Source organism: Streptomyces canus, assembly GCF_030816965.1.
Classification (GTDB): Bacteria; Actinomycetota; Actinomycetes; order Streptomycetales; family Streptomycetaceae; genus Streptomyces; species Streptomyces canus_E.
The window spans coordinates 3,161,389-3,184,247 of the sequence record NZ_JAUSYQ010000002.1 but is presented as its reverse complement, the minus strand read 5'-3'; the positions used below and the strand labels follow the sequence as shown (position 1 = coordinate 3,184,247).

Sequence of the window (22,859 nt, the reverse complement as noted above, 5' to 3'; positions counted from 1 at the left end):
TGGGGAAGACGCCACTCAGCCGGTCTGCCCCATCCCTGCAGCGTTCGGCCAGCTCTGTGCGTTGGGCCACCCGGTGGCGGGCGCCTGGGACAGCTCCTGCGGGGCCCCGGGCGCCGGTGCGGTCATTCCCCGGACCTGTGCAGCCGTAAGCCCCCCACGGGCCGGCACCCCCGGCGGAGTCGGCCCGCTGGGCGGCGCGAAGGGCGCCGGAGGCGCCGCAGGTGCCGGCATCGGGGCGGGGGCCGGCATCGGGGCCGGCGCCGGCATCTGAGCCGGCATCGGCATCCCCGCCCCCATGGAAGCGGCCGTCCCCATGGAAGCAGCCGCCCCCATGGGCGCCGCCGCGGCCACCGCCACCGGCTGGGCGACCGGCATCGGCATGCCGACGCCTCCGCCCATCCCCCCACCGCCGACAGCCATCGCGGCCAGGTCCTGCATGCCCGCCCCGTTGGTCTGGCCGACCAACCGATCCACTGCCGCCGTACCCGAGCTGTAGCTGGTCCCTTGAGCGAGCTCGGGCACGGCGGCTCCCCTCCTGGTCCCGTAGAGCACCTGTTCCAGGCCGGACACCAGGCGACGCACGTCCACCTGGGGGCGCACCACGAGTCGCAGGAAGCGGCTTGAAGAGCCGATCTTGTTGCCGCACTCGCGGACGAGGATCCGGTGCTCGGTGAGCATCCGGTCCCGGACCACGGTGCCTTCGGCGCCCACGGGCAGGCGCACGAAGAGGAAGTTCCCCTGGGAGGGGTAGACGGTCAGGCCGGGCAGCGCGGCGAGCTGGCTCGCCATGTCGAGGCGGTCCCGGCGGACCTGGTGGAGGCTCTGCGCGTACTCGGCGCCGTGCTCCTTGAGCATGAACACCACGTACTCGGCGAAGGCGTTGAGGTTCCACTTCGGCAGCATCGAGCGGACCCGGCCCGCGAGGGAGGGGTTGGCGACCATGTAGCCGAAGCGGATGCCGTGCAGGCCGAAGTTCTTGCCGAGGCTGCGCAGGACGATGACGTTCGGCCGGATCATCGCCTCCTGGACGACGCTCGGCTCGGCCTCCGCGTCCGCGAACTCCAGGAACGACTCGTCGATGACGATGAGGTCGAGGTCGGCCATGGCGTCCATGAACTGCACGAGCGCGTGCTTGTGGAGGAAGCCGCCGTCGGGGTTGTTCGGGTTGCAGATGACCGCGACCCGCGTGCCCCGGGTGCGTATGAACTCGGCGTACTGCGCGAGGTCCAGGGCGAATCCGCTGGACTCCTGGAGCGGGAACATGTCGACCCGCTTGCCGGTCTCCATCGGCTGGTCGGTCCAGCGGCCGAAGGTGGGGACGGGGATGGCGAGGGACTCACGGACCAGCAGGTGGTCGATCCAGGTGATCAGTTCCGTCGAGCCGTTGCCCATCGCCACGGCCTGCGGCGGGAGTTGGAGCAGGTTGCACAGCTCGGCGGTGATCGTGTCGGCGCTGCTGGGGTAGTACGTGATGATGTCCTTCAGCCGCGAGGCCATGGTGTCCATCATCGCCGGAGTGGGAAAATACGGATTGCAGGGGATGCAGAAGTCCACCGGCCCCGTCCCGTCGCCGCCCTCGCGCGCCAGCGCCGCCATGGACGGGCTGTGCGCAGCCGTGCTGCGGAACAACGAGGTGACGTTGTCGGCCATCGAACCTCCGTATGGGGCGGACCCGGCGGGGACGACCGGGTCCGTCGTCATTGGGTGGCCCGCGCGGGGGAGCACGGGCCGCCCTTACATACGGACGCCTGAGTGGCGCTGTTCAACGGGTATGAAAGAAGTGTGAGTTCGGGAACCCCGGGCCCGAACCCGGCATCAGGCCAGGTCAGGCACCGAACGAGTGAATCGTCGTGGACCGGTATGTCTGGCCCGGACGCAGCACCGTCGACGGGAACGACGGGTGGTTCGGCGCGTCCGGGAAGTGCTGTGTCTCCAGGCACAGCGCGTCGCCCTGGCGGTAGGTGTGACCGCCGGTGCCGGTGAGGGTGCCGTCGAGGAAGTTGCCCGAGTAGAACTGCAGACCCGGCTCGACGGTGGAGATCTTCAGCGTGCGGCCCGACGACGGGTCGCGCAGGGTCGCCACGTGCTCGGGCTCGGCCGTGATGCCCTTGTCGAGGACCCAGTTGTGGTCGTAGCCCTTGGCGAAGACCTGCTGCTCGTGACCGGCGCGGATGTCCCGGCCGATCTGCTTGCCCTTGCGGAAGTCGAAGGGGGTGCCCGCGACCGTCGCCGGCTCACCGGTGGGGATCAGACCCGAGTCGGTGGGCGTGTAGCGGGAGGCGGCGATCCTCAGCTCGTGGTCCTCGATGGTGCCGGTGCCCTCGCCGCCGAGGTTCCAGTACACGTGGTTGGTCAGGTTGACCACGGTGGCCTTGTCGGTGGTGGCCTCGTAGTCGATCCGCCACTCGCCGTGCCGGGTGAGGGTGTACGTCACCTTCACCTTGAGGGTGCCGGGGTAGCCCATCTCGCCGTCGACGGACGTGCAGTGCAGGTGCAGGCCGACGTCCGAGCCCTTGGTGAACGGCTCGACGTCCCACACCCGCTTGTCGAAGCCCTGGGTGCCGCCGTGCAGGCTGTTGACCCCGTCGTTGACGGAGAGCTGGTGGCTCTTGCCGTCCAGGGTGAACCGGCCCTCGGCGATGCGGTTGCCGTACCGGCCGATCAGCGCGCCGAAGTACGGGCTGGAGTCGACGTACTCCTCGACGCGGTCGAAGCCGAGGCAGACGTTGGCCTGCCGGCCGTCCCGGTCGGGCACCTCCAGGGACTGCACGATCCCGCCGTAGGACAGGACCTTCAGACGTGTGCCGCCGTTCTCCAGCGACCAGCGGTGGACCTTCGTCCCGTCGGCGAGCGTGCCGAAGAGTTCCTTCACCGGGTTCCTGCCTCCGTGGCGTAGTGGTGGGACGTCGAAGGGTCCCGCGGACGTGCTGCCCGCGGGACCCTTCGGGACGAGGTGTCTAGGAACCGACCTTGCGCTTGTTCCACACGTCGAACCCGACCGCGGCCAGCAGGGCGAGGCCCTTGATGACCTGTTGCCAGTCGGTGCCGACACTGAGGAGGTTCATGCCGTTGTTCAGCACACCGAGGACGAGACCACCGATGATCGCGCCGAGGACGGTTCCCACACCGCCGCTCATGGACGCGCCACCGATGAACGACGAGGCGATCGCCTCGAGTTCGAAGTTCAGGCCCGCCTTCGGGGAGGCCGCGTTCAGGCGGGCTGCGACCACCAGACCCGCCAGGGCCGCGAGCACGCCCATGTTCAGGAAGACAAGGAAGGTGACCTTCTTGTCCTTGACGCCGGACAGCTTCGCGGCCGGCAGGTTGCCGCCGATCGCGTAGATGTGCCGGCCGAAGACCGCGTTGCGCATGACGTAGCCGTAGCCGACCACCAGCACACCGAGGACGAGCAGGATGATCGGCGCGCCCTGGTAGCTGGCGAGCAGCATCGTGACCGCGAGGACCGCGGCGGCGATCGCGACGAGCTTGAGCAGGAAGGCGTTCCTGGGCAGCACGTCGAGCGCGAACTCCTGCTGGCGCTTGCGGTCGCGGACCTCCTGGTAGACCACGAAGGCCAGCAGCGCGAAGCCCAGCAGCAGGGTGAGGTTGTGGTAGTTGGTGTCCGGGCCGACCGCGGGCAGGAAGCCGTTGCCGAGCTTCTGCAGACCGTTCGGGAACGGGCCGAGGGTCTGGCCCTCCAGCAGGATCTCCGTCAGACCGCGGAAGAGCAGCATGCCCGCCAGGGTGACGATGAACGACGGTATGCCGAGATACGCGATCAGATAGCCCTGGACCGAGCCCGCGACCGCGCCCACCACGAGGGTCAGCACCAGCGCGACCGGCCAGGCCACGTCGTGCTGCACGGTCAGCACGGCCGCGAAGGCGCCCACGAACGCGGTCAGGGAACCGACCGACAGGTCGATGTGCCCCGCGATGATCACCAGCATCATGCCGATCGCGAGGATCAGGATGTAGCTGTTCTGGAGCACCAGGTTGGAGACGTTGCGCGGCAGCAGCAGGTCGCCGTCGGTCCACACCGCGAACAGGGCGACGATCAGGCCGAGCGCGATCAGCATGCCGTACTGCCGCATGTTGCGGCGCAGCCCGTTCAGCATCAGCTGGAGCAGGCCCCCACCGGAGGACGACCCCCCGCTGTTGCCCGGCGGCGCCGCGGCCGGAACCTTCGTCACATCGGTGCTCATCGCGTTACCTCTTTGTCCTTCGTCATCTGGCGCATCAGCACTTCCTGCGTGGCCTCGGCCCGCGGAACCTCACCCGTGAGCCGTCCGGCGGCCATGGTGTAGATGCGGTCGCACATACCGAGCAGCTCCGGCAGCTCGGAGGAGATGAAAACGACCGCCTTGCCCTCGGCGGCCAGTTGGTCGATGACCGTGTAGATCTCGTACTTGGCGCCCACGTCGATACCGCGCGTGGGCTCGTCCAGGATCAGCACCTCGGGACCCGCGAAGATCCACTTGCTGAGGACGACCTTCTGCTGGTTGCCGCCGGACAGCCTGCCCACCGTCTCGAAGACGGTCGGCGCCTTGATGTTCATCGACTTGCGGAAGCGCTCGGCGACCTTCCGCTCCTCGTGCTCGTCGACCACACCGCGCCTCGCGACCTTGTTCAGGGCGGTCAGCGAGATGTTCCGGTTGATGTTGTCGATGAGGTTGAGGCCGTAGTGCTTGCGGTCCTCGGTCACGTACGCGATGCCGTGCTCGACCGCCTCGGCGACGGTCTTCGTACGGATCTCCTCGCCGTACTTGAAGACCTGGCCGCCCGCGTGCCGGCCGTAGCTGCGCCCGAACACGCTCATCGCGAGCTCGGTGCGCCCTGCGCCCATCAGGCCCGCGATACCGACGATCTCCCCGCGCCGCACATGGATCGACACGTCGTCGACGACCTTGCGCTGCTGGTCGATCGGGTGGTGGACGGTCCAGTTGCGGATCTCCAGCGCCGGTGCCGCGTCCGCCTCGCCCTCGTAGAGCGTGCGCTCGGGGAAGCGGTGGTCGAGGTCGCGGCCGACCATGCCCGAGATGATCCGGTCCTCGGTGGTCTCCGGGGCCTTCACGTCCAGGGTCTCGATCGACTTCCCGTCGCGGATGATCGTCACCGAGTCGGCGACCTTGCGGATCTCGTTGAGCTTGTGGGAAATGATGATCGAGGTGATGCCCTGCTTCTTCAACTCCAGGATGAGGTCCAGGAGTTTGCCGCTGTCCTCGTCGTTGAGAGCCGCGGTCGGCTCGTCGAGGATGAGCAGCTTCACCTTCTTCGAGAGCGCCTTGGCGATCTCCACCAGCTGCTGCTTGCCCACACCGATGTCGGTGATCCGGGTCTCCGGGTGGTCGCTCAGACCCACCCGGCGCAGCAGCTCGGTGGCGTGCTTCAGCGTCTCGTTCCAGTTGATGAACCCGCCCGAGGCGTGTTCGTTGCCGAGAAAGATGTTCTCCGCGATCGACAGGAACGGCACCAGGGCCAGTTCCTGATGGATGATCACGATGCCGTGCTGCTCGCTCGCGCGGATGTCCTTGAAGGAGACGACCTCTCCCTCGAACAGGATGTCGCCCTCGTACGTGCCGTGCGGATGGACGCCGGAGAGCACCTTCATCAAGGTGGACTTCCCGGCGCCGTTCTCACCGCAGATGGCATGGACCTCGCCCTGACGGACGGTCAGCGTGACGTCCGACAGCGCTTTGACGCCGGGAAAGGTCTTGACGATCGAGCGCATTTCCAGGACGGGTCCCGCCATGGTCGTGCCTTTCAATCAGGGAGGATTCAGGGGGAATCGACCGACAGGGAGGGACTGACTAGTTGAGCTCGCTCGCCTTGTAGTAGCCCGTGTCGACCAGTTCCTTGGTGTAGTTGCTCTTGTCGACGCTCACCGGCTGCAGCAGGTAGGCGGGGACGACCTTGGAACCGTTGTCGTACGTCTTGGTGTCGTTGACCTCGGGCTTCTTGCCGTTGAGGACGTCGTCCACCATGGTCGAGGCGACCTCGGCGAGCTTGCGGGTGTCCTTGTAGACCGTCTGCGTCTGCTGGCCGGCGATGATCGACTTCACCGAGGCGAGCTCGGCGTCCTGTCCGGTGATGACCGGCAGCGGCTTGCTGGCGGAGCCGTAGCCGTCCGACTTCAGCGCGGCGAGGATACCGATGGAGATGCCGTCGTACGGCGACAGGACCGCGTCGACCTTGCCGCTGCCGTACGTGGACGTGAGGATGTCCTCCATGCGCTTCTGCGCGGTGGCGCCGTCCCAGCGCAGGGTGGTGACCTGGGTGATCTTGGTCTGGCCGGACTTGACGACGAGCTTCTTGCTGTCGATGTACGGCTGGAGCACGCTCATCGCGCCGCCGAAGAAGTACTTGGTGTTGTTGTCGTCGTTGGAGCCGGCGAAGAGCTCGATGTTGAAGGGGCCCTTGCCGCTCTTCAGACCCAGCTTGTCGACGATGTAGCTGGCCTGGAGCTCACCGACCTTGGTGTTGTCGAACGACGCGTAGTAGTCGACGTTCGGCGTGCCGAGGATCAGGCGGTCGTAGGCGATGACCGGGATCTTGGCGTCCTTGGCCTGCTGGAGCACGTTGTTCAGCGACTTGTTGTCGATCGCCGCGACGATGAGGCCCTTGACGCCCTGGGTGATCAGGTTCTCGATCTGCGAGACCTGCTGGTCGGGGTCGTCCTCGCCGTAGACCAGCTTGGTCTTGTAGCCCTTGGACTGGAGGTTCTTGACGACGTTGTTGCCGTCGGCGATCCAGCGCTCGGAGGACTTGGTCGGCATCGCGATGCCGATCGTGCCTCCCTTGGCGCTGCCGGTCGACTCCTCGCTGCCGCCTTTGCTGTCCTGGCCGCAGGCGGAGAGGGTCAGGGCGAGGGAGGCGGCGCCGGCTATGGCGGTGAGTGCGGCACGACGAGTACGCATGATCATGATCCTTGATGTCGGGGCGGGTTCGGTCTGGCGGTGCGGGGGCTCTGGCAAGGAGGTGCGGGCCCTGACCGAGGAAGGTGTGTGTGGGATTGTGTGTGACTGCGTCTGCTTTTGTGAAGGGAGTCTGTCCGAAACGTTATGAGGGTGTTTCGAAACGCTTCAGCGCCCCCGGCAGCCGCGAACCGAGCGGCGCCATGTCGCCGTCCGCCCCGTGCCGCGCCAGCAGGTCCAGGGCGAGCCGGCCGCGCCGCACTCTCTCCTTGGCGGTGGACAGTGTGAGATCGCGCATGTGGTGCCCGTAGGGGTAGATCCCGGGGGCCTTCGACAGGCCGAACTTCAGATAGATCGGTGCGCCACGCCGGATCAGCTCGGCGACCTCGTACATCCGCACATAGCCGCCGAGATCGTCGGGGGCCTCGATGTACATGTCCATGGGAGCGGCGGACACCCGGCGGATCTCGGTGAGGTGATCGAGGGTCAGATCGCTGGGTACGTTGATCGAGTCGCCGCCGAGGTTCTCGTACACGGCGTACGCGGTCGGGTTCACCGGCCCGATCAGCGCCGACACCTTGAGCGTCGTGTCGGCCGGGATGATCCCGGCGACCCGTGCCCGGTGCAGGGTCCACAGCACACCCTCGTCGGCGACGAGCAGGCACTTCACCCCCAGCTCGGTGGCGCGGACGGCGTCCTCGACGCAGCCGGCGACCGCGTCGTGCCCCCGGGCGCGCAGCCCGCCGCCTCTGGAGTCGGTGCGGGTGGAGCCGCCGATGTCCCAGGTGCCACGGGGCCCGGTGAACAGGCAGAGCTCGATGTCACGCTCGGCGGTCGCCTCCACCATCTCGGTGATCTCGGCGTCGGTGAGCATCCACACGCCCGAGCCCTGGCTGATCCGGTGCACCGGCACGTCGAGCCGCGAGGACTCCTTGAGGACCACGCCGAGGGCCTCGGGGCCCTCCACGGAGGGCACTTCGGTGCGCCAGCGTCCGCCACCGGGGAAGGTGTGCGGGGACGCGTCGGAGGGGTCGAGGACGGGCGCGTTCAGGCCGAGCGCAGCGAGCGCCTGCTCACCGGGTCGTCGGGCCGCGCTGGCGGTGGTCTCGGTCACTGTCTGTCCTTCGGGTTCGATATTTCGGACGAAAGTCGCGGCTCTGGATACACGAGGGCTCTGGATGCACAAGGCGTTGGTGGTGCGCCGGTACGAAGTCGTCAGGTACCCCGTACCGGCGCACGGCTCAGGGGTGTCACGGCCGCAGGAGGACCTTCCCGACCTTCGGGTCGCCGGACCCCACCAGGTCGATGGCCTGCGAGAACTGGTCCAGCGGCAGCTCGTGTGTGACGAGCGGCACCGGATCGAGCAGCCCGGCCCCGAAGACCCGCACCGTGTGCGCCCAGGCCGCGGGCGGCGCCCCGAACACGGTGTGCACCTCCAGCTGCCGTACGACGAGATCGGTGGGGTCGAGTCCGTCGGCGCCCGGGGCCGGGATGCCGGTGAGGACGAGCCGGCCGCCGCGTCTGAGCAGGGCGGCGGCGGTGGTGGCTGCGGACGCCGATCCGGCGGTCTCGATGACGACGTCGAAGTCGTCCGGCAGCTCCTGGCCCCTGGTGCGGAAGTCGGTGGCGCCGAAGGTCGTGGAGAGCTCCGCGCGGTCGGAGCGGGTGCCCACCACCAGCAGCTCCGAGGGCGAGCTCGCCTTCAGGAACTGGACGGCGAACATCCCGAGCGTGCCCGTGCCCACCACGGCGACCCGCTCGCCGGGCCGCGCGTTCGCCTTGAGCGCGGCGGCGGCGATGCAGGCCGCGGGTTCCAGGAGCGCCGCCGCCGTCAGGTCGGCATCGTCCGGGAGGGCGTGCAGCAGCCGGGCCGGCAGGGTGAGCGTGGTGGCCATGGCGCCGGGCTGGGTGAAGCCCGTCTCCTCGTAGCCGGCCGTGCACAGCGTGGTCTCGCCCGCGTGGCAGCGGTCGCAGACCTGGCAGTTCCTGAAGCCCTCGCCCACCACCTTGCGGCCGACGAGGGACGCCGGCACCCCGGAGCCCACCGCCTCGACCGTGCCGGACCACTCGTGGCCGGGCGTGAGCGGGTAACGGACGTACCCCTCGGGCCGGTTGCCCTGGTAGACCTCGCGGTCGCTGCCGCAGATCCCGACGGCGTGGACGCGGACGAGCGCCTCCCCGGAGGCGGGCTCACGGGGGGTGTGCCCGACCAGCCTGTGCTCGCCGGGCGCCTCGACGACGACGGCAGTGGTCACTGCTGGGTGCCCTTCGGCTTGCGCTGCTCCCAGCCCTCGGCCCACAGGTCGAACCGGGCCTGCTGCTGCGGGAACTCGGCGGCGGCGTCGACGTCCAGCTCGACTCCGAGGCCGGGGGCGTCGGAGAGGTGGAAGTACCCGTCCACGACCTGCGGGGCGCCCTTGACGACCTTCTTGATCTCGGCGTCGGCGAAGTCGTTGAAGTGTTCCAGGATCTTGAAGTTCGGCGAGGTGAAGCCGACCTGGAGAGAGGCGGCGGTCAGGACCGGTCCGCCCACGTTGTGGGGTGCCACGAGCATGTAGTGGGTCTCGGCGGTCGCGGCCAGCTTCCGGGTCTCCCAGATACCGCCGATGTGGCCGACGTCGGGCTGGATGATGTCCACGGCCTGGCTCTCGAAGAGCTCGCGGAACTCGATGCGGTCGTGGATCCGCTCACCGGTGGCGACCGGGATGTCGACCTTGGCGGCGACCTTCTCCAGTGCCTTGAGGTTCTCGGGCGGGCACGGCTCCTCCAGCCAGGCGGGCTTGAAGGGAGCGAGGTCCTTGGCCAGCCGTACGGCGGTGGAGGGGGAGAAGCGGCCGTGCATCTCCAGCATCAGCTCGGCGTCCGGCCCGATGGCGTCCCGCACGGCCTCGATGAGGGAGACGGCGTACAGGGACTGCTCGTGGTCGAGCTCGAAGTGCCCGGTGCCGAAGGGGTCGATCTTGAGCGCCCGGTACCCGCGCTCCATGACCCCCTGGGCGGCCTTGTGGTACGCCTCGGGCGTCCGCTCGGTGGTGTACCAGCCGTTGGCGTACGCCTTGACCTTGTCGGTGACCTTGCCGCCGAGCAGCTGCCACACCGGTACGCCGAGTGCCTTGCCCTTGATGTCCCAGCAGGCCATCTCGATCACCGCGATGCCGGACATCACGATCTCGCCGGCCCGTCCGTAGTCGCCGTACTTCATGCGACGGGTCAGGTCTTCCACGGCGAACGGGTCCGACCCGAGAATGTGGTTGGCCTCCGCCTCGTGCAGATAGCCGAGCAGTGCGTCGGTGTGGCCCAGCATGCGCGTCTCGCCGACGCCGGTGAGCCCCTCGTCCGTGTGCACCTGGACGTAGGTCAGGTTGCGCCATGGCGTTCCGACCACATGCGTGCTGATTCCGGTGATACGCACGTCAGCTACTCCCTAGGCTTTCTACTTGTTCGAAATTTCGGCCTACGTTCGAAATGCTGGCTCGACGGTAAGGACGACGTGGTCGGAGTGTCAATGGGTCGGGTGGTCGAACACGAAACGTTTTCGAAACGACAGTCGGACGGTACTCGCCCCGCCCCGTAGACGGCACGGACCGAGGCTCGCGATCGTCGCCTCGGGCGGCGCGCGGGAGAGCGTGCCGGGCCCGCGGCCTGCGCCTTGCCCGCCTCTGACGGGTGAGCGCGTGCGGTGGATCTGGTGACGCTCACCGGACGCGGTGTGGCCCGGGGCGGGTTGGGCGCCGGAGCCTTCTCGTCGGCGAACTCGTGCGCGACGAGAGGTTCCCGCGGCGTCGCCCCGCCGGGCGGGCGGCGTGCGGGGGGATTGTGGACCGTCGGGCGGTGTCCCCGAAGGGATGTGCGGCCGTCCCGAACCGCGCGTCGGCGCCGCCGGACCGGACCCGTGGCGGGAGCGGGACGACCGCCATGATCCGCCGTCTCCCCACCCCCTGCCGCCGGTCGCGTTATTCAACCGTGACGACTTCCCGCTGCAGAACTCTTGACCGCCATGAATTGTTAGCGCTCACAATGACCTCCGCATCCACCGATCGATGCCTGTCGGCATCCAGGGGGGTTTCGAGCGTCGTGCCGGCAGTGCTTCCACTCGTTCTGCCTGCCGTTGTCGCGGAAATGTCCGGAATTCCGGCGTGCCCCGGGCAGCGCGCAACCGTCCGTCCGCAACACAGGTCCCGTCGTCCAACGATCGCCAAGGAGGTACGGCCGTGAACCACCTGCAGCTTCGGCCGCCCACCATGGCCGACGTGGCCCGTCTGGCCGGGGTGTCCCACCAGACGGTCTCCCGTGTCCTGGGGGATCACCCCAACGTGCGGGACGAGACGCGGGCCAAGGTGCTGCACGCGATCGAGGAGATGGGCTACCGCCGCAACTCCTCTGCGCGGGCCTTGGTGACCAGACGCACCCGGACCCTGGGCGTGGTCTCGTCCAACACCACGCTCTACGGGCCGGCCAGCACGCTGTTCGCGCTGGAGGAGGCGGCGCGTGCCCAGGGGTACACCGTCTCGACGGTCAGTCTGCGCAAGCTCGTGGTGGAGACGCTGTCCGAAGCCCTGGACCACCTCAGCGAGGGTGGGGTGGAGGGGGTCATCGCCCTCGCCCCGCAGCGGTCGGCGGCCGAGGCGCTCGCCGAACTCCGGCGCCCCTTCCCGGTGGTGGCCGTGGGGACCGGGTCCGGCGCCGAGATCCCCAGCGTCAACGTGGACCAGCAGCTGGGCGCCCGGCTGGCCACCGGTCATCTGCTGGCCGCCGGCCACCGCACGGTCTGGCATCTCGCCGGGCCCGAGGACTGGCAGGAGGCGGTCGACCGGACCGTCGGCTGGCGGGCGGCCCTCGAAGCGGCGGGCATCGAGCCGCCGGTGCCGCTGCGGGGGGACTGGAGTCCGCTGTCGGGCTACCGTGCGGGCCAGGAACTGGCCGGCTGGGTGGGCCGTGGACTGACCGCCGTCTTCGTCGCCAACGACCAGATGGCACTGGGGGTGTTGCGGGCGCTGCGCGAAGCGGGCGTGCGCACCCCCGAGGACGTCGCGGTGGTCGGCTTCGACGACATCCCGGAATCGGAGTTCTTCGCCCCGCCGCTCACGACCGTCCGGCAGGATTTCGCGGCGGTGGGCAAGCGGAGCATCTCCTTGCTGCTGGATCTGATCGAGGGCCGGTCCACCTCCGGCGCCCAGGGGGTCTTCATCGAACCCCAGCTCGTCGTCCGTGCCAGCACGTTTCCGCACGTGCCTCCACCGGCGGACGGTTCCGACTGACGCGCACCGGCCCTGCCGTATTCGCGCATCAGTACGACCGATATTTCGAATAATGATCGACAGGCTGGACACAGCGGGGTCGGTCCCACCGAGTACAAGGGTCCATCGAGTTACGAGGGCCCAACGAGTACCCGGTCCGACCTCGGGCCGGCTCTTCAAAGGAGAAGAAACATGCTCAACAGGAGAAACTTCCTCACCGCGGCGATCGGTGTGGCGGCCGCGGGCACCCTGGCGGCCTGCGCCAAGGAGGACGACAGTTCCACCGGCACGTCCTCCAGCGGCAGCAAGACGATCACCCTCGGTTTCTCCCAGGTCGGCTCCGAGAGTGGCTGGCGCAGCGCCAACACCGACTCGGTGAAGTCCGCGGCCAAGGAGGCCGGGTACAACCTGAAGTTCTCCGACGCCCAGCAGAAGCAGGAGAACCAGATCTCCGCCATCCGCAGCTACATCGCGCAGAAGGTGGACGTCATCGCCTTCTCCCCGGTGGTCGTCACCGGCTGGGACGCGGTGCTCAAGGAGGCCAAGGCGGCGAAGATCCCGGTGGTCCTCACCGACCGCTCCGTGGAGACCTCCGACGAGTCCCTGTACGTGACCCTGGTCGGCTCCGACTTCACCGACGAGGGCCGCCGCGCCGGCAAGATCCTGGAGAAGGTCCTGACGAAGGCCGGCCACAAGGGCGCGGTGAAGATCGCCCAGCTGGAGGGCACCACCGGCGCCGCCCCGGCGATCGAGCGCGCCAAGGGCTTCAAGGAGGTCATGGACGCGGACCACGCCGACGACTGGAAGATCGTCGTCAGCCAGACCGGTGACTTCACCCGCGCCGGCGGCAAGCAGGTCATGGCGGCCTTCCTCCAGTCCAACCCGGACATCAACGTCCTCTTCGCGCACAACGACGACATGGCCATCGGCGCCATCCAGTCCATCGAGGCGGCGGGCAAGAAGCCCGGCAAGGACATCCTGATCGTCTCGATCGACGGCGTGAAGGACGGCTTCGTCGCGATGTCCGAGGGCAAGATCAACGCCATCGTGGAGTGCAACCCGCTGCTCGGCCCCCAGCTGATGGAGGTCGTGAAGACGGTCCACGACGGCGGCACGGTCGAGCGCTGGATCAAGACCAAGGAGGGCGACTTCATGCAGGACCAGGCCAAGGCCGCGCTCCCGACCCGCAAGTACTGACCGACCGCACCCACCGGCGGGGAGCCTTCCGCCGGCCGAGAACCTCTCGGCCGGTCAGGCTCCCCGCGGGCCGGGCCCGTATCGGGCCTGAACCGATTCCACGAGGAGCGCTGCCATGGCAGAGCCGCAGCCCGTCCTGGAGATGACGGGCATAGTCAAAGAGTTTCCGGGGGTAAGGGCTCTGTCGGGCGTCGACTTCCGGCTCTTCCCCGGCGAGATACACGCCCTGATGGGCGAGAACGGGGCGGGGAAGTCCACTCTGATCAAGGTGCTGACCGGGGTCTACACCCTGGACGGCGGCACCATCACCCTCGACGGCAAGACCGTGCGGATCGGCAGCCCGCTCCAGGCGCAGCACGCCGGCATCAGCACGGTCTACCAGGAGGTCAACCTCTGCCCCAACCTGTCGGTGGCGGAGAACATCTTCATCGGCCGTGAACCCACCCGCGCCGGCCGCATCCAGTGGAAGCGCATGCGCAAGGAGGCCGCGGAGCTCGTCGACCGGCTCGGCCTCGACATCGACGTCACCGCGCCCCTGTCCTCGTACCCCCTCGCGGTGCAGCAACTGGTCGCGATCGTACGGTCGGTGGGCACCGGTGACAGCGACGGCTCGGGCTCCGGCACCAAGGTGCTGGTCCTGGACGAACCGACCTCCAGCCTCGACCGCGACGAGGTCCTCGAACTGTTCCGTCTGATGCGGCAGTTGCGGGACGAGGGCGTCGCGATCCTCTTCGTCTCGCACTTCCTCGACCAGATCTACGAGATCTGCGACCGCATGACCGTCCTGCGCAACGGCACCCTCGTCGGCGAGCACCTGGTGCGCGACCTCGACCAGGTCGGGCTGATCGAGCTGATGATCGGCAAGGCCCTGGACCAGCTGGAGGAGCTCCACGACCACCAACTGCGCGCGGATGTCGGCGAGTCGCTGCTGAAGGCCGAGGGCCTCGGCCGGAGCGGCGGTATCGCCCCCTTCGACCTGGACATCAAGAAGGGCGAAGTCGTGGGCCTCGCGGGCCTGCTGGGCTCCGGCCGCACCGAACTGGCCCGGCTGCTCTTCGGCGCCGACCAGCCCGACAGCGGCAAGGTCACCATCGGCGGCAAGCAGGTGGCGATGAGCGCCCCGAACGACGCCATCGGCGCCGGGGTCGCGTTCTGCTCGGAGAACCGCAAGGCCGAGGGCCTGGTCCCCGACCTGACGGTCCGCGAGAACATCATCCTCGCCCTCCAGGCGTCCCGCGGCTGGACCCGGCCCATCCCCACCGCCCAGCGCGACGAACTCGTCGCCAAGTACATCAAGGCGCTGGACATCCGCCCCGCCAACCCGGAGGCCAGGGTCGGCCAGTTGAGCGGCGGAAACCAGCAGAAGGTGCTCCTCGCCCGCTGGCTGATCACCCAGCCGAAGCTGCTGATCCTGGACGAGCCGACGCGCGGCATCGACATCGGCGCCAAGACGGAGATCCAGAAGCTGGTGGTCTCCCTCTCCGAGGACGGCATGTCCGTGCTCTACATCGCGGCCGAGCTGGAGGAGGTCCTCCGTCTCAGCCACACCATCGGCGTCCTGCGCGACCGCAAGCTGGTCGCGCAGCTCACCAACGGGCCCGAGATCACCACCAGCAAGATCCTCGAGACCATCGCGAGCGGAGAACAGCAGTGACCACCACCTCCCGCTGGCGAGCACTGACGCGCCACAACCTCTTCTGGCCGATCGTGGTCCTGGTGGCCCTGCTGCTCGTCAACGTCCCCTTCACACCCGACTTCTTCGCCATCCGCATGACGGACGGCCACCTCTACGGCAGCCTCGTCTCGATCGTGCTGTTCGGCTCGCCCCTCATCCTGGTGGCCGTCGGCATGACCCTCGTCATCGCGACCGGCGGCATCGACCTCTCGGTCGGCGCGGTCGTCGCCATCACGGGCGCCCTGACGTGCTCGTACATCAGCGACCAGTCCGACCAGGACGCCCTGGCCGGAGTGCTGCTGGCGATGGGCGTGGGCCTGATAGCGGCGGTCGTCTGCGGCCTCTGGAACGGCTTCCTCGTCGCCCGTATGGGCATCCAGCCGATCATCGCGACGCTGATCATCATGGTCGCCGGCCGCGGCGTGGCCCAGCTGATCACCGACGGCCAGATCATCACCATCAACAGCGAGCCGTACAAGCTGATCGGCGGCGGCTACTGGCTGACCCTGCCCTTCTCCATCTTCGTGGTGGCCGCGGTGGTCGCCGTCACGGTGGCGCTGACCCGCCGCACGGCCCTCGGCCTGCTCGTCGAGTCCGTCGGCGGCAACGCCGAGGCCAGCCGCCTGGTCGGCATCCGCTCCCGCCGCATCAAGATCATGGTGTACGTCTTCTGCGCCCTGTGCGCGGGCATCGCGGGCCTGATGATCAGCTCCAACACCTCGGCCGCGGACGGCAACAACGCCGGCCTGTGGATCGAGCTCGACGCGATCCTCGCCGTGGTGATCGGCGGCACCTCGCTGCTGGGCGGCCGGTTCTCGATCGGCGGCACGGTGGTGGGAGCCCTGGTCATCCAGACCCTGACCACCACGATCTACACGATCGGCGTCCCGACCCAGACCAACCTGGTCTTCAAGGCCGCCGTCGTCATCGTCGTCTGCCTCCTCCAGTCCCCGAAGTTCCGCGCCAAGGTCTTCGGCGCCCGCGCGAAGACCGCCGCCCCGGCGGCGCCCGCCGCGGTCGCCGAGCCCGCCGACTCCGCTCCCAAGATGGAGGTGTCGTGATGAGTACGACCACCAAGACCCCCACGACGCCGCAGACCCGTACGCCGTCCAAGGCCGCGCGCCTGCTCGGTGACCGGCGGCTGCCCGTCCTGGTCACGGCGGCGTTGTTCCTCGTGATGTACATCGGCGGACTGAGCCGCTATGTGAACTACGGCTTCGGCGACTCGCAGGTGTTCCTCAACCTGTTCATCGACAACAGCTACCTCCTGGTCGCCGCCGTCGGGGCCACCTTCGTCATCATGTCCGGCGGCATCGACCTGTCCGTGGGCTCGGTGATCGGCTTCACGACGATGCTCACGGCGTGGCTGGTGCAGGACGTGGGACTGCCGCTGCTGGTCGTCATCCCCATATCCCTGGGCGTGGGGGCGTTCGGCGGCTTCCTCATGGGCTATGTGATCCACAACTTCGAGATCCAGCCGTTCATCGTGACACTCGCAGGCCTCTTCCTCTTCCGGGGCCTGTGCCTGGTCATCAGCAAGGAGTCGATCGCCATCACCGACTCGGCCGTGAGCAGTCTGGCCGAGACGCGGGTGTCGCTGGGCGTGGGGGACCTGTCGATCGGTGCCGTCGTGGCCCTGCTCGTCCTTGCCGGGGCGTTCTACCTCCTTCACTACACCCGCTTCGGACGTCGGATCTACGCCATCGGCGGCAACGAGCAGTCGGCCCTGCTGATGGGCCTGCCGCTGGGCGGCACGAAGATCGCGGTCTACACGCTGAGCGGCTTCTGCTCGGCTCTGGCGGGCCTGCTCTTCATGCTCTACATCCAGTCCGGCGACCCGCTGCACGCCGTGGGCATGGAACTCGACGCGATCGCCGCGGTGGTCATCGGCGGCACCCTGCTGACGGGCGGCTCCGGTTACGTCCTGGGCACCCTCTTCGGTGTGCTCGTCCTGGGCCTGATCAAGAGCATCATCCAGTTCGAGGGCACGCTCAGCTCCTGGTGGACGAAGATCGCCACCGGTGTGCTGCTCTGCGCGTTCATCCTGATCCAACGGGTCATGACGACCCGTAAGAAAACCTGAGCCGAGGGGGACGCGGGCCGCTCCGGCGTTCTTCGGAAGCCGGTTTGGGCGCGATGGGGCGGATCATCCTCAATCCGCCGCGCCGGAACGGCCGGTCCCCACACAACCTTCACCACAGGCCCTGGGAATTCCGCCCGCAGGGCACTTAATCTTCCCGCGACATGGACTACTGCGACCCGTGCCGACGGCACCTCAACGGCGCCTTCGCCTGCCCGGGGTGCGGCGCCTCGACGGAAGCGCTGCGCGCGCACACGGCCCAGCCGTACATACCCTCCCAGGGCCGGCCCCACTCCCAGCCGCAGCAGACCGCGGCACCGGCGTACGCGATGTACGGAGTCGAGGAGCAGTACGGCGGGGTTCTCGACGGGGGTGACGCCCACGTGGGCGGGACGGGCGGGTACGCGGGCCTTGATGCGTCCGGGGCGTACGCCGGGAACGGCCACGAGAGCACGCCGTACGGCGCTGAGGGCCAGGGTGTCGCGGGCTACGCCGGAGACGGTCAAGCGTCTGTCCCGTACGGGAGTGACGGTGTCGCGGCGACCGGGGCGGACCACGGCCCGACGGGCAACGGCGCCGACGCGGACCACGACTCCGCCGATGCGGTGGCGGAGCCGACCGGCGGCCGGGCGGCGCGGCGACGCGCCCGCGGCCGTGGCGGTCGGGCCGGCGAGGAATCCGACTCCGGGACTCCCCACGACGGCCGGGGTGGCGACGGCGGTCAGGGCGGTCAGGGCGGTCATGGCGACGATGACGACGACTACGGCGAGGACGACGAGGACGGTTCCGAAGGCGGTGCGAGCCGCCGCGATCGCAAAGCCGCGGCCCACCGTCGGCGCCGCCGCCGGACCCTGCTGATCGCCGCCGGCTTCGTGCTCGCGGCCGGCGGTCTGAGCCTCGCGGAGCTGGGCATGGACGCCCCGGGAACCTCCCCCAAGCCGGCCGCGGCGGGCGGGGAGTCGGCCGAGGGTGGTGCTTCCCCGGAGGCGAGCGAGTCGGCATCGGCGGAGGCCGACTCCGGTGTGACCGTCCCCTCCGGCTCGCCGTCCCCGTCGATCTCCGAGTCCCCTTCGCCCTCCGCGTCCAAGAGCGGGGACGCCGACGCGAGCAGGAGCCCCGACGCCCAGCCGGCGACCGCCAAGCCTCCCGGTGCGGCGACCCCCACCGCCACGCCCACGTCCACGAGCGGTGGCTCGGCCCCCACGGTCACCCCCACCACCGCGGCCCCGAGCCCGGACCCGTCCCCGACGGAGTGCGAACGCTTCCTGTGGTGGTGCACGTAGGGGCTCCGCGTGTGTGAAGTCGGGATGGTCGCCGATCGGTCGTGCCCGGTGGAGGACTCCGCTATGGCCCGCTGTGGATCAGCGACGCCCACAGGTGCGGTCGGCCGGGATGCTCGGCGCGCAGGTCCTGAATGACGCGATGGAGCACGATCGCCGCGTCGTCGGCGGACGGTGTGTCCGGCATCAGCCGGTAGAAGTGCTCGGCCGCCCCGGCCGCGACGCGGTCGTCCAGCGGCCAGAGACTCGCGACGACATGCCGGAACCCGGCCAGTTGGAACGCGGAGGCAAGGTGGATGGACTCGTCCGCGTGCCGTCGGCCGACGTGTCCGGTGGAGCACGCGGACAGGTATGCCAGTTCGGCCTCATGGAGGTCGCGGCGGCCGATCTCCGCGATGGACAGCACGCCGTCGTGGAGATGAAGCCCGCCCTCGGACGGCGCGTCGGGGTCGGTGCCGGCGTGGCAGGCGAAGTGCGCCCAGCTCGCCTCGGGGAGCGCTGCGGTCACCCGGGCGGCGGTGGCCTGCTCGTTGGTCAGCAGCGGCATGTCGGGATGGACCGCGTGCAGGCTCGCCGCCTCGGCGGCGGTGGCCGGCAGGTCCGGTAGCCCCGGGGTCCGGTCGAGGGCGACGGTGAGCCGGCGCAGGACTGTCGCCGCCGGACGCCCGTGGACACGGGCCAGGGTCCGCAGAGTGGGTGTGTACGACGCGACCACCCGGTCGAGCGCTCCGGCCCGCCCGGGGTGCCCGGCCGCGTGCAGCGGCAGCAGCCCCAGCGGCCCGGTCGGCATCCACCACACGCGGGGGAGTGCTCCGTCGTCCGGGCGGAGCCGGTGTTCGACCGCGTCGAGGACCGGCTCGACCGCCGTGTCCCACAGCCGGCCGAGCAGCTCCGTCAGCACCCGTTGCCGGCGCAGCTCGCCGGTGAACGACGTGGCGTCGTGTGTCGCTTCGGTCAACTCGGCGGCCCACGCCTCGACTTCGGCCAGTCGCAGGTCGGGTAGCGGTACCAGTAGCGGGGGCCCGTCGGCGGTGATGACGATGCCGTCGCACCTCTGCAGTCCGGCGTTGAGCAGCACGACCGCCCCGCCGGTGGCGGTCGGTCGCAGCTCGCTCCACGTCGGCGGGAGCAGGAACCGGTCCAGGCCCGGCAGTCGGCGGATCTCCGTCAGTACCGCGTCGTGCTCGGTCCACAGCCTTTTACGCCGGTCGACGTGATCGAGTTCCTGGCCGTCGGGCGTGGCCATGGCCGGGGGATCCGGCGCGTTGAGGGCATCGCGGACGCGGCTCAGACGGCGGGCCAGCGCGGGGTGCTCGGCCTCCAGGTCTGCGAGGGGTGTCCGCAGCGCCAGCCGGGATGCCAGCAGGATCGACCGGCCCAGCTCACCGGCCTGGACCGCGCCGCCCGGATCGTCGAGGGCACAGTGCACGGCGATCGTCTCGCCGACCAGTCCATGGTTCGCGCCGAGGCGGTGCTCGTGGTCCGCCGACGAGGTCTCCCGCGCCGCGACCGACGGCAGCAACTCCACCGCCGTGTCGAACAGCAGCCGGGCGGTGCGCGGTTCGTCCAGTACGTAGGCGAGTCGGCCCGCCGCCCAGCAGGCGCGGACCCGGTCGAGCGGGGGCGACGTCGTGGCCGCGAGCGCTTCCTCCGCGAGCCGGGCGATCCGCGACCGGTCGAGGGCGCCGTCGGTGTCCCACCGCCTCCTGTAACAGGCCCCGAGGAAGTAGATGCGTGCGGCCCGCTTGGGATGGTCTCCCGGGGTGGCCGTGACCGCCTGTTCGGCGGCGTCGACGGCGCGGTCGAGGTCGGACGTGGCGCCGGTCCGCTGGAACCGCAGCCGGTAGGCATTGCCGAGGTTGAACAGATGCTGCGGGCGGGCCGGATGGCCGATGGGGACGGCGGCGGCCGCCTCCCGCGCGAGGTCGACTGCGCGGTCGAGGTCGGCCGGATCGCCCGAGTGTTCGTACCGCATCTGATGGGCCCGCCCGAGGTTGTACAGGCGCAGCAGCCGGTCGGGATGGTCGGCGGGGGTGGCCGCGAGCGCCAGGAGCGCGAGATCGACGGCGTTGTCGAAGTCGGGCCGCTTGCGGCTCCGCTGGGAACGCGCTCCGTAGGCGACCCCGAGGTTGGACAGCCATGTGGCCCGGTTCGGGTGGTCGTTCGGCGTGGCGGCCCGGGCCTGTTCGTAATGCGCGACGGCCCGGTCCAGGTCGTGAAGGCTACCGCTGTGCCCGAACCGTTGACTGAGGGCGTTGCCGAGGTTGTTCAGATACATCGCACGGTCCGGATGGTCGTCCGGTGCGGCGGCCACCGCGCGTCTGCCGGCATCGATGGCCGCATCCATGTCGGACAACTCCCCGGTGCGGGCGAACCTGGACCAGTAGGTGAGGCAGAGGTTCGACAGGCAGTACGCGACATCCGGGTGGTCGGTGGGCGTGTCGGCCACGGCCTGTTCCTGATGCGCGACGGCCAGGTCCAGATCGGCCACGTCCCCCATCTGTTCGAACCGCCTCCGCAGGGCCGCCGCGAGGTTGTTCAGGGCGGTTGCGCGGAGGGGGTGATCGGCGGGTATCGCGGCGACGGCTCTTTGCAGGCTCTCGACGGCCCGGTGCATGTCGGCGGGGTGTGCGTTCCGGTCGAAGCGCGCGTCGTACGCGGCACCGAGGTTGGACAGGCGGGGCCCGCGATCCGGGTGGTCGGTGGGCGTGGCGGCGACGGCCTGTTCGTAGTACGCGACGGTACGGTCCAGATCGCCCACGTCCCCTAGCCGTTTGAACCGCGCGTGGTACGCGACACCGAGGTTGGACAGGAACGTCGCGAACTGGCGGTACCCCTGGGGTGCCGTGGCCACGGCACGACCGAGGTGGCCGATGGCCCGGTCCAGGTCGGCCACCTCCCCCAGCCGTTCGAACCGCGCGTGGTACGCCATGCCGAGGTTGGACAGGTAGGTCGCGCCGTCGGGCGCGTCGTCCGGGACGGCTGCCACCGCGTGTTCGTGGTGGCCGATGGCCCGGTCCAGGTCCGCCAGGTTCCCGGTCCGCTCGAAGCGGGCGTGACAGGCGACGGCGAGGTTCGACAAGGCAGTCACTCGATGCGGGCTACCGGTGTCGGCGGCGGCCTGTTCCCCGGACCCGATGGCGCGGTTCAGGTCCGCGAGGTGCCCGGTCCTCTCGAAGCGTGCCCAGTAGGCGACGCCGAGGTTGGTCAGGATGGTCGGCCGGTGGGGGGAGTCGGCGGGGGCGGCGGCCATCGCGCGCTCGCCGGTGTCGATGGCGCGGTTCAGGTCCGCGAGGTGCCCGGTCCTCTCGAAACGTGCCCAGTAGGCGACGCCGAGGTTGGTCAGGATGGTCGGTCGGTGAGGGGAGTCGGCAGGGGCGGCGGCCATCGCGCGCTCGCCGGTGTCGATGGCGCGGTCCAGGTCCGTGAGGTGCCCGCTTCCCTCGAAGCGCCGCAGGTGACCCATGGCGAGGTTGGTCAGGATGGTCGGCCGGTGAGGGGAGTCGGCGGGGGCGGCGGCCATCGCGCGCTCGCCGGTGTCGATGGCGCGGTTCAGGTCGGCGAGGTGCCGGGTCCTCTCGAAGCGGAGCAGGTGGCCTGTGGTGAGGTTGGTCAGGGTCGTCGCCTGGTGGGGGGAGCCGGCGGGGATGACGGCCATCGCGCGCTCGCCGGTGTCCAGGGCGCGGTTCAGGTCGGGGAGGTGTCCGGTCCTCTCGAAGCGGAGCAGGTGGCCTGTGGTGAGGTTGGTCAGGGTCGTCGCCTGGTTGGGGGAGCCGGCGGGGATGACGGCCATCGCGCGCTCGCCGGTGTCGATGGCGCGGTTCAGGTCGGCGAGATGTCCGGTCCTCTCGAGGCGGAGCAGGTAGCCCGAGGCGAGGTCGGTCAGGATGGTCTGCCGGTGCGGGGAGTCGGCGGGGGCGGCGGCCATCGCCCGCTCGTCTGCGTTCACGGCCCGGTCCAGGTCCGCGAGGTGCCCGGTCCTCTGGAACCGCAGCAAGAGGCCCGTGGCGAGAGTGGCCAGGTAGAACGCCATGTTCAGGTCGGCGCCGGTCGCGACGACGGCCCGTTCCCCGAACTCGATGACCTCGTCCAGGTCGTTCGGGTGCCCGACCCGCTGGAACCGAAGGAGATGGGTGACGCTGAGGTTGCCCAGGATCAGCGCGGAGTTCGGGTCGCCGACGTGGAGGGCGGCCACGGCCTGTCGCCCGATGCCGATCGACCGGTCGGCGTCGTCCTCCCGTCCCGTCAGTGCGTACAGCGCCCGGTGGGTCTCGGCGAGGTTGTACAGGCGGGTGGCACGGTGGGGATGGTGCGGCGGTGTCAGGGCGACAATGCTCCGGAACAACGAGACGCAGCGGACCAGCAGGGCCGTGTCACCGGCTCGGGTGGCCGAGTCCAGAAGGTCGACCGCCCGTTGGTTCAGCTGCTCCGGATCGAGCCGGTGGTCGGAGGACATCGCCCATGAGACTATCGGCCGAC

At 69.5% G+C, this 22,859-nt stretch carries 14 protein-coding genes and 1 pseudogene; 6 read left to right on the top strand and 9 right to left on the bottom strand.

The features are described from left to right. Positions 1-15: 15 nt before the first annotated feature. The 8 genes and pseudogenes from QF027_RS15595 to QF027_RS15560 form a co-directional block, all read right to left on the bottom strand. Complete coding sequence (locus tag QF027_RS15595) at positions 16-1,650, bottom strand: pyridoxal phosphate-dependent aminotransferase (protein ID WP_306981869.1); 1,635 nt, start codon at positions 1,648-1,650, stop codon at positions 16-18. A 175-nt stretch (positions 1,651-1,825) separates the two neighbouring features. Beyond that, positions 1,826-2,887, bottom strand: a pseudogene (locus QF027_RS15590) (aldose epimerase family protein); the annotation flags it as partial. Between the two features lie 70 nt (positions 2,888-2,957). Beyond that, positions 2,958-4,202, bottom strand: coding sequence for a multiple monosaccharide ABC transporter permease (mmsB, locus tag QF027_RS15585; RefSeq protein ID WP_306981872.1), 1,245 nt, complete (start codon positions 4,200-4,202; stop codon positions 2,958-2,960). Beyond that, positions 4,199-5,749, bottom strand: a complete 1,551-nt coding sequence (gene mmsA, locus QF027_RS15580) for a multiple monosaccharide ABC transporter ATP-binding protein (protein WP_306981873.1) — start codon at positions 5,747-5,749, stop codon at positions 4,199-4,201. The genes mmsB and mmsA overlap by 4 nt, the downstream gene beginning before the upstream one ends. A gap of 58 nt (positions 5,750-5,807) precedes the next feature. Next, complete coding sequence (gene chvE / locus QF027_RS15575) at positions 5,808-6,914, bottom strand: multiple monosaccharide ABC transporter substrate-binding protein (protein ID WP_306981874.1); 1,107 nt, start codon at positions 6,912-6,914, stop codon at positions 5,808-5,810. A 142-nt stretch (positions 6,915-7,056) separates the two neighbouring features. Next, a complete protein-coding gene (locus QF027_RS15570; RefSeq protein WP_307075139.1) occupies positions 7,057-8,025 on the bottom strand; it encodes a hypothetical protein in 969 nt (322 codons plus the stop codon). Between the two features lie 136 nt (positions 8,026-8,161). Further along, entirely contained in the window at positions 8,162-9,166 is a 1,005-nt protein-coding gene (locus QF027_RS15565; RefSeq protein WP_306981878.1) for a zinc-dependent alcohol dehydrogenase, read from the bottom strand. Beyond that, positions 9,163-10,323, bottom strand: a complete 1,161-nt coding sequence (locus tag QF027_RS15560) for a mandelate racemase/muconate lactonizing enzyme family protein (protein ID WP_307075137.1) — start codon at positions 10,321-10,323, stop codon at positions 9,163-9,165. Before QF027_RS15560 ends, QF027_RS15565 begins: the two co-directional genes overlap by 4 nt. A 799-nt stretch (positions 10,324-11,122) precedes the next feature. Here QF027_RS15560 and QF027_RS15555 point away from each other — a divergent pair. The 6 genes from QF027_RS15555 (at position 11,123) to QF027_RS15530 (ending at position 18,383) form a co-directional block, all read left to right on the top strand. After that, positions 11,123-12,169 carry a LacI family DNA-binding transcriptional regulator gene (locus QF027_RS15555; RefSeq protein WP_306981881.1) on the top strand — a complete coding sequence of 349 codons (1,047 nt, stop codon included), beginning with the start codon at positions 11,123-11,125 and terminating at the stop codon, positions 12,167-12,169. Positions 12,170-12,340: 171 nt separating this feature from the next. Beyond that, complete coding sequence (locus tag QF027_RS15550) at positions 12,341-13,345, top strand: ABC transporter substrate-binding protein (protein WP_306981883.1); 1,005 nt, start codon at positions 12,341-12,343, stop codon at positions 13,343-13,345. 115 nt (positions 13,346-13,460) lie between these two features. Beyond that, positions 13,461-14,999, top strand: a complete 1,539-nt coding sequence (locus QF027_RS15545) for a sugar ABC transporter ATP-binding protein (protein ID WP_307075135.1) — start codon at positions 13,461-13,463, stop codon at positions 14,997-14,999. Then, positions 14,996-16,081, top strand: a complete 1,086-nt coding sequence (locus QF027_RS15540) for an ABC transporter permease (protein WP_306981888.1) — start codon at positions 14,996-14,998, stop codon at positions 16,079-16,081. Before QF027_RS15545 ends, QF027_RS15540 begins: the two co-directional genes overlap by 4 nt. Beyond that, positions 16,081-17,103, top strand: coding sequence for a galactofuranose ABC transporter, permease protein YjfF (yjfF, locus tag QF027_RS15535; protein ID WP_307075132.1), 1,023 nt, complete (start codon positions 16,081-16,083; stop codon positions 17,101-17,103). The genes QF027_RS15540 and yjfF overlap by 1 nt, the downstream gene beginning before the upstream one ends. Before the next feature lie 161 nt (positions 17,104-17,264). Further along, positions 17,265-18,383 (top strand): SCO2400 family protein, encoded by a 1,119-nt coding sequence (locus QF027_RS15530; RefSeq protein WP_307075130.1) that lies wholly within the window; start codon positions 17,265-17,267, stop codon positions 18,381-18,383. Between the two features lie 61 nt (positions 18,384-18,444). Here the strand turns inward: QF027_RS15530 and QF027_RS15525 are convergent, their stop codons facing one another. After that, entirely contained in the window at positions 18,445-22,836 is a 4,392-nt protein-coding gene (locus tag QF027_RS15525) for a CHAT domain-containing tetratricopeptide repeat protein (RefSeq protein WP_307075127.1), read from the bottom strand. Positions 22,837-22,859: the final 23 nt, after the last annotated feature.

Excerpts from the sequence above, each read along its gene's own strand:
- mmsB (WP_306981872.1), bottom strand. The coding sequence starts at position 4,202 with ATGAGCACCGATGTGACGAAGGTTCCGGCCGCGGCGCCGCCGGGCAAC.
- QF027_RS15525 (WP_307075127.1), bottom strand. The coding sequence starts at position 22,836 with ATGTCCTCCGACCACCGGCTCGATCCGGAGCAGCTGAACCAACGGGCG.
- mmsA (WP_306981873.1), bottom strand. The coding sequence starts at position 5,749 with ATGGCGGGACCCGTCCTGGAAATGCGCTCGATCGTCAAGACCTTTCCC.
- chvE (WP_306981874.1), bottom strand. The coding sequence starts at position 6,914 with ATGCGTACTCGTCGTGCCGCACTCACCGCCATAGCCGGCGCCGCCTCC.
- QF027_RS15545 (WP_307075135.1), top strand. The coding sequence starts at position 13,461 with ATGGCAGAGCCGCAGCCCGTCCTGGAGATGACGGGCATAGTCAAAGAG.
- QF027_RS15530 (WP_307075130.1), top strand. The coding sequence starts at position 17,265 with ATGGACTACTGCGACCCGTGCCGACGGCACCTCAACGGCGCCTTCGCC.
- yjfF (WP_307075132.1), top strand. The coding sequence starts at position 16,081 with ATGAGTACGACCACCAAGACCCCCACGACGCCGCAGACCCGTACGCCG.
- QF027_RS15595 (WP_306981869.1), bottom strand. The coding sequence starts at position 1,650 with ATGGCCGACAACGTCACCTCGTTGTTCCGCAGCACGGCTGCGCACAGC.
- QF027_RS15550 (WP_306981883.1), top strand. The coding sequence starts at position 12,341 with ATGCTCAACAGGAGAAACTTCCTCACCGCGGCGATCGGTGTGGCGGCC.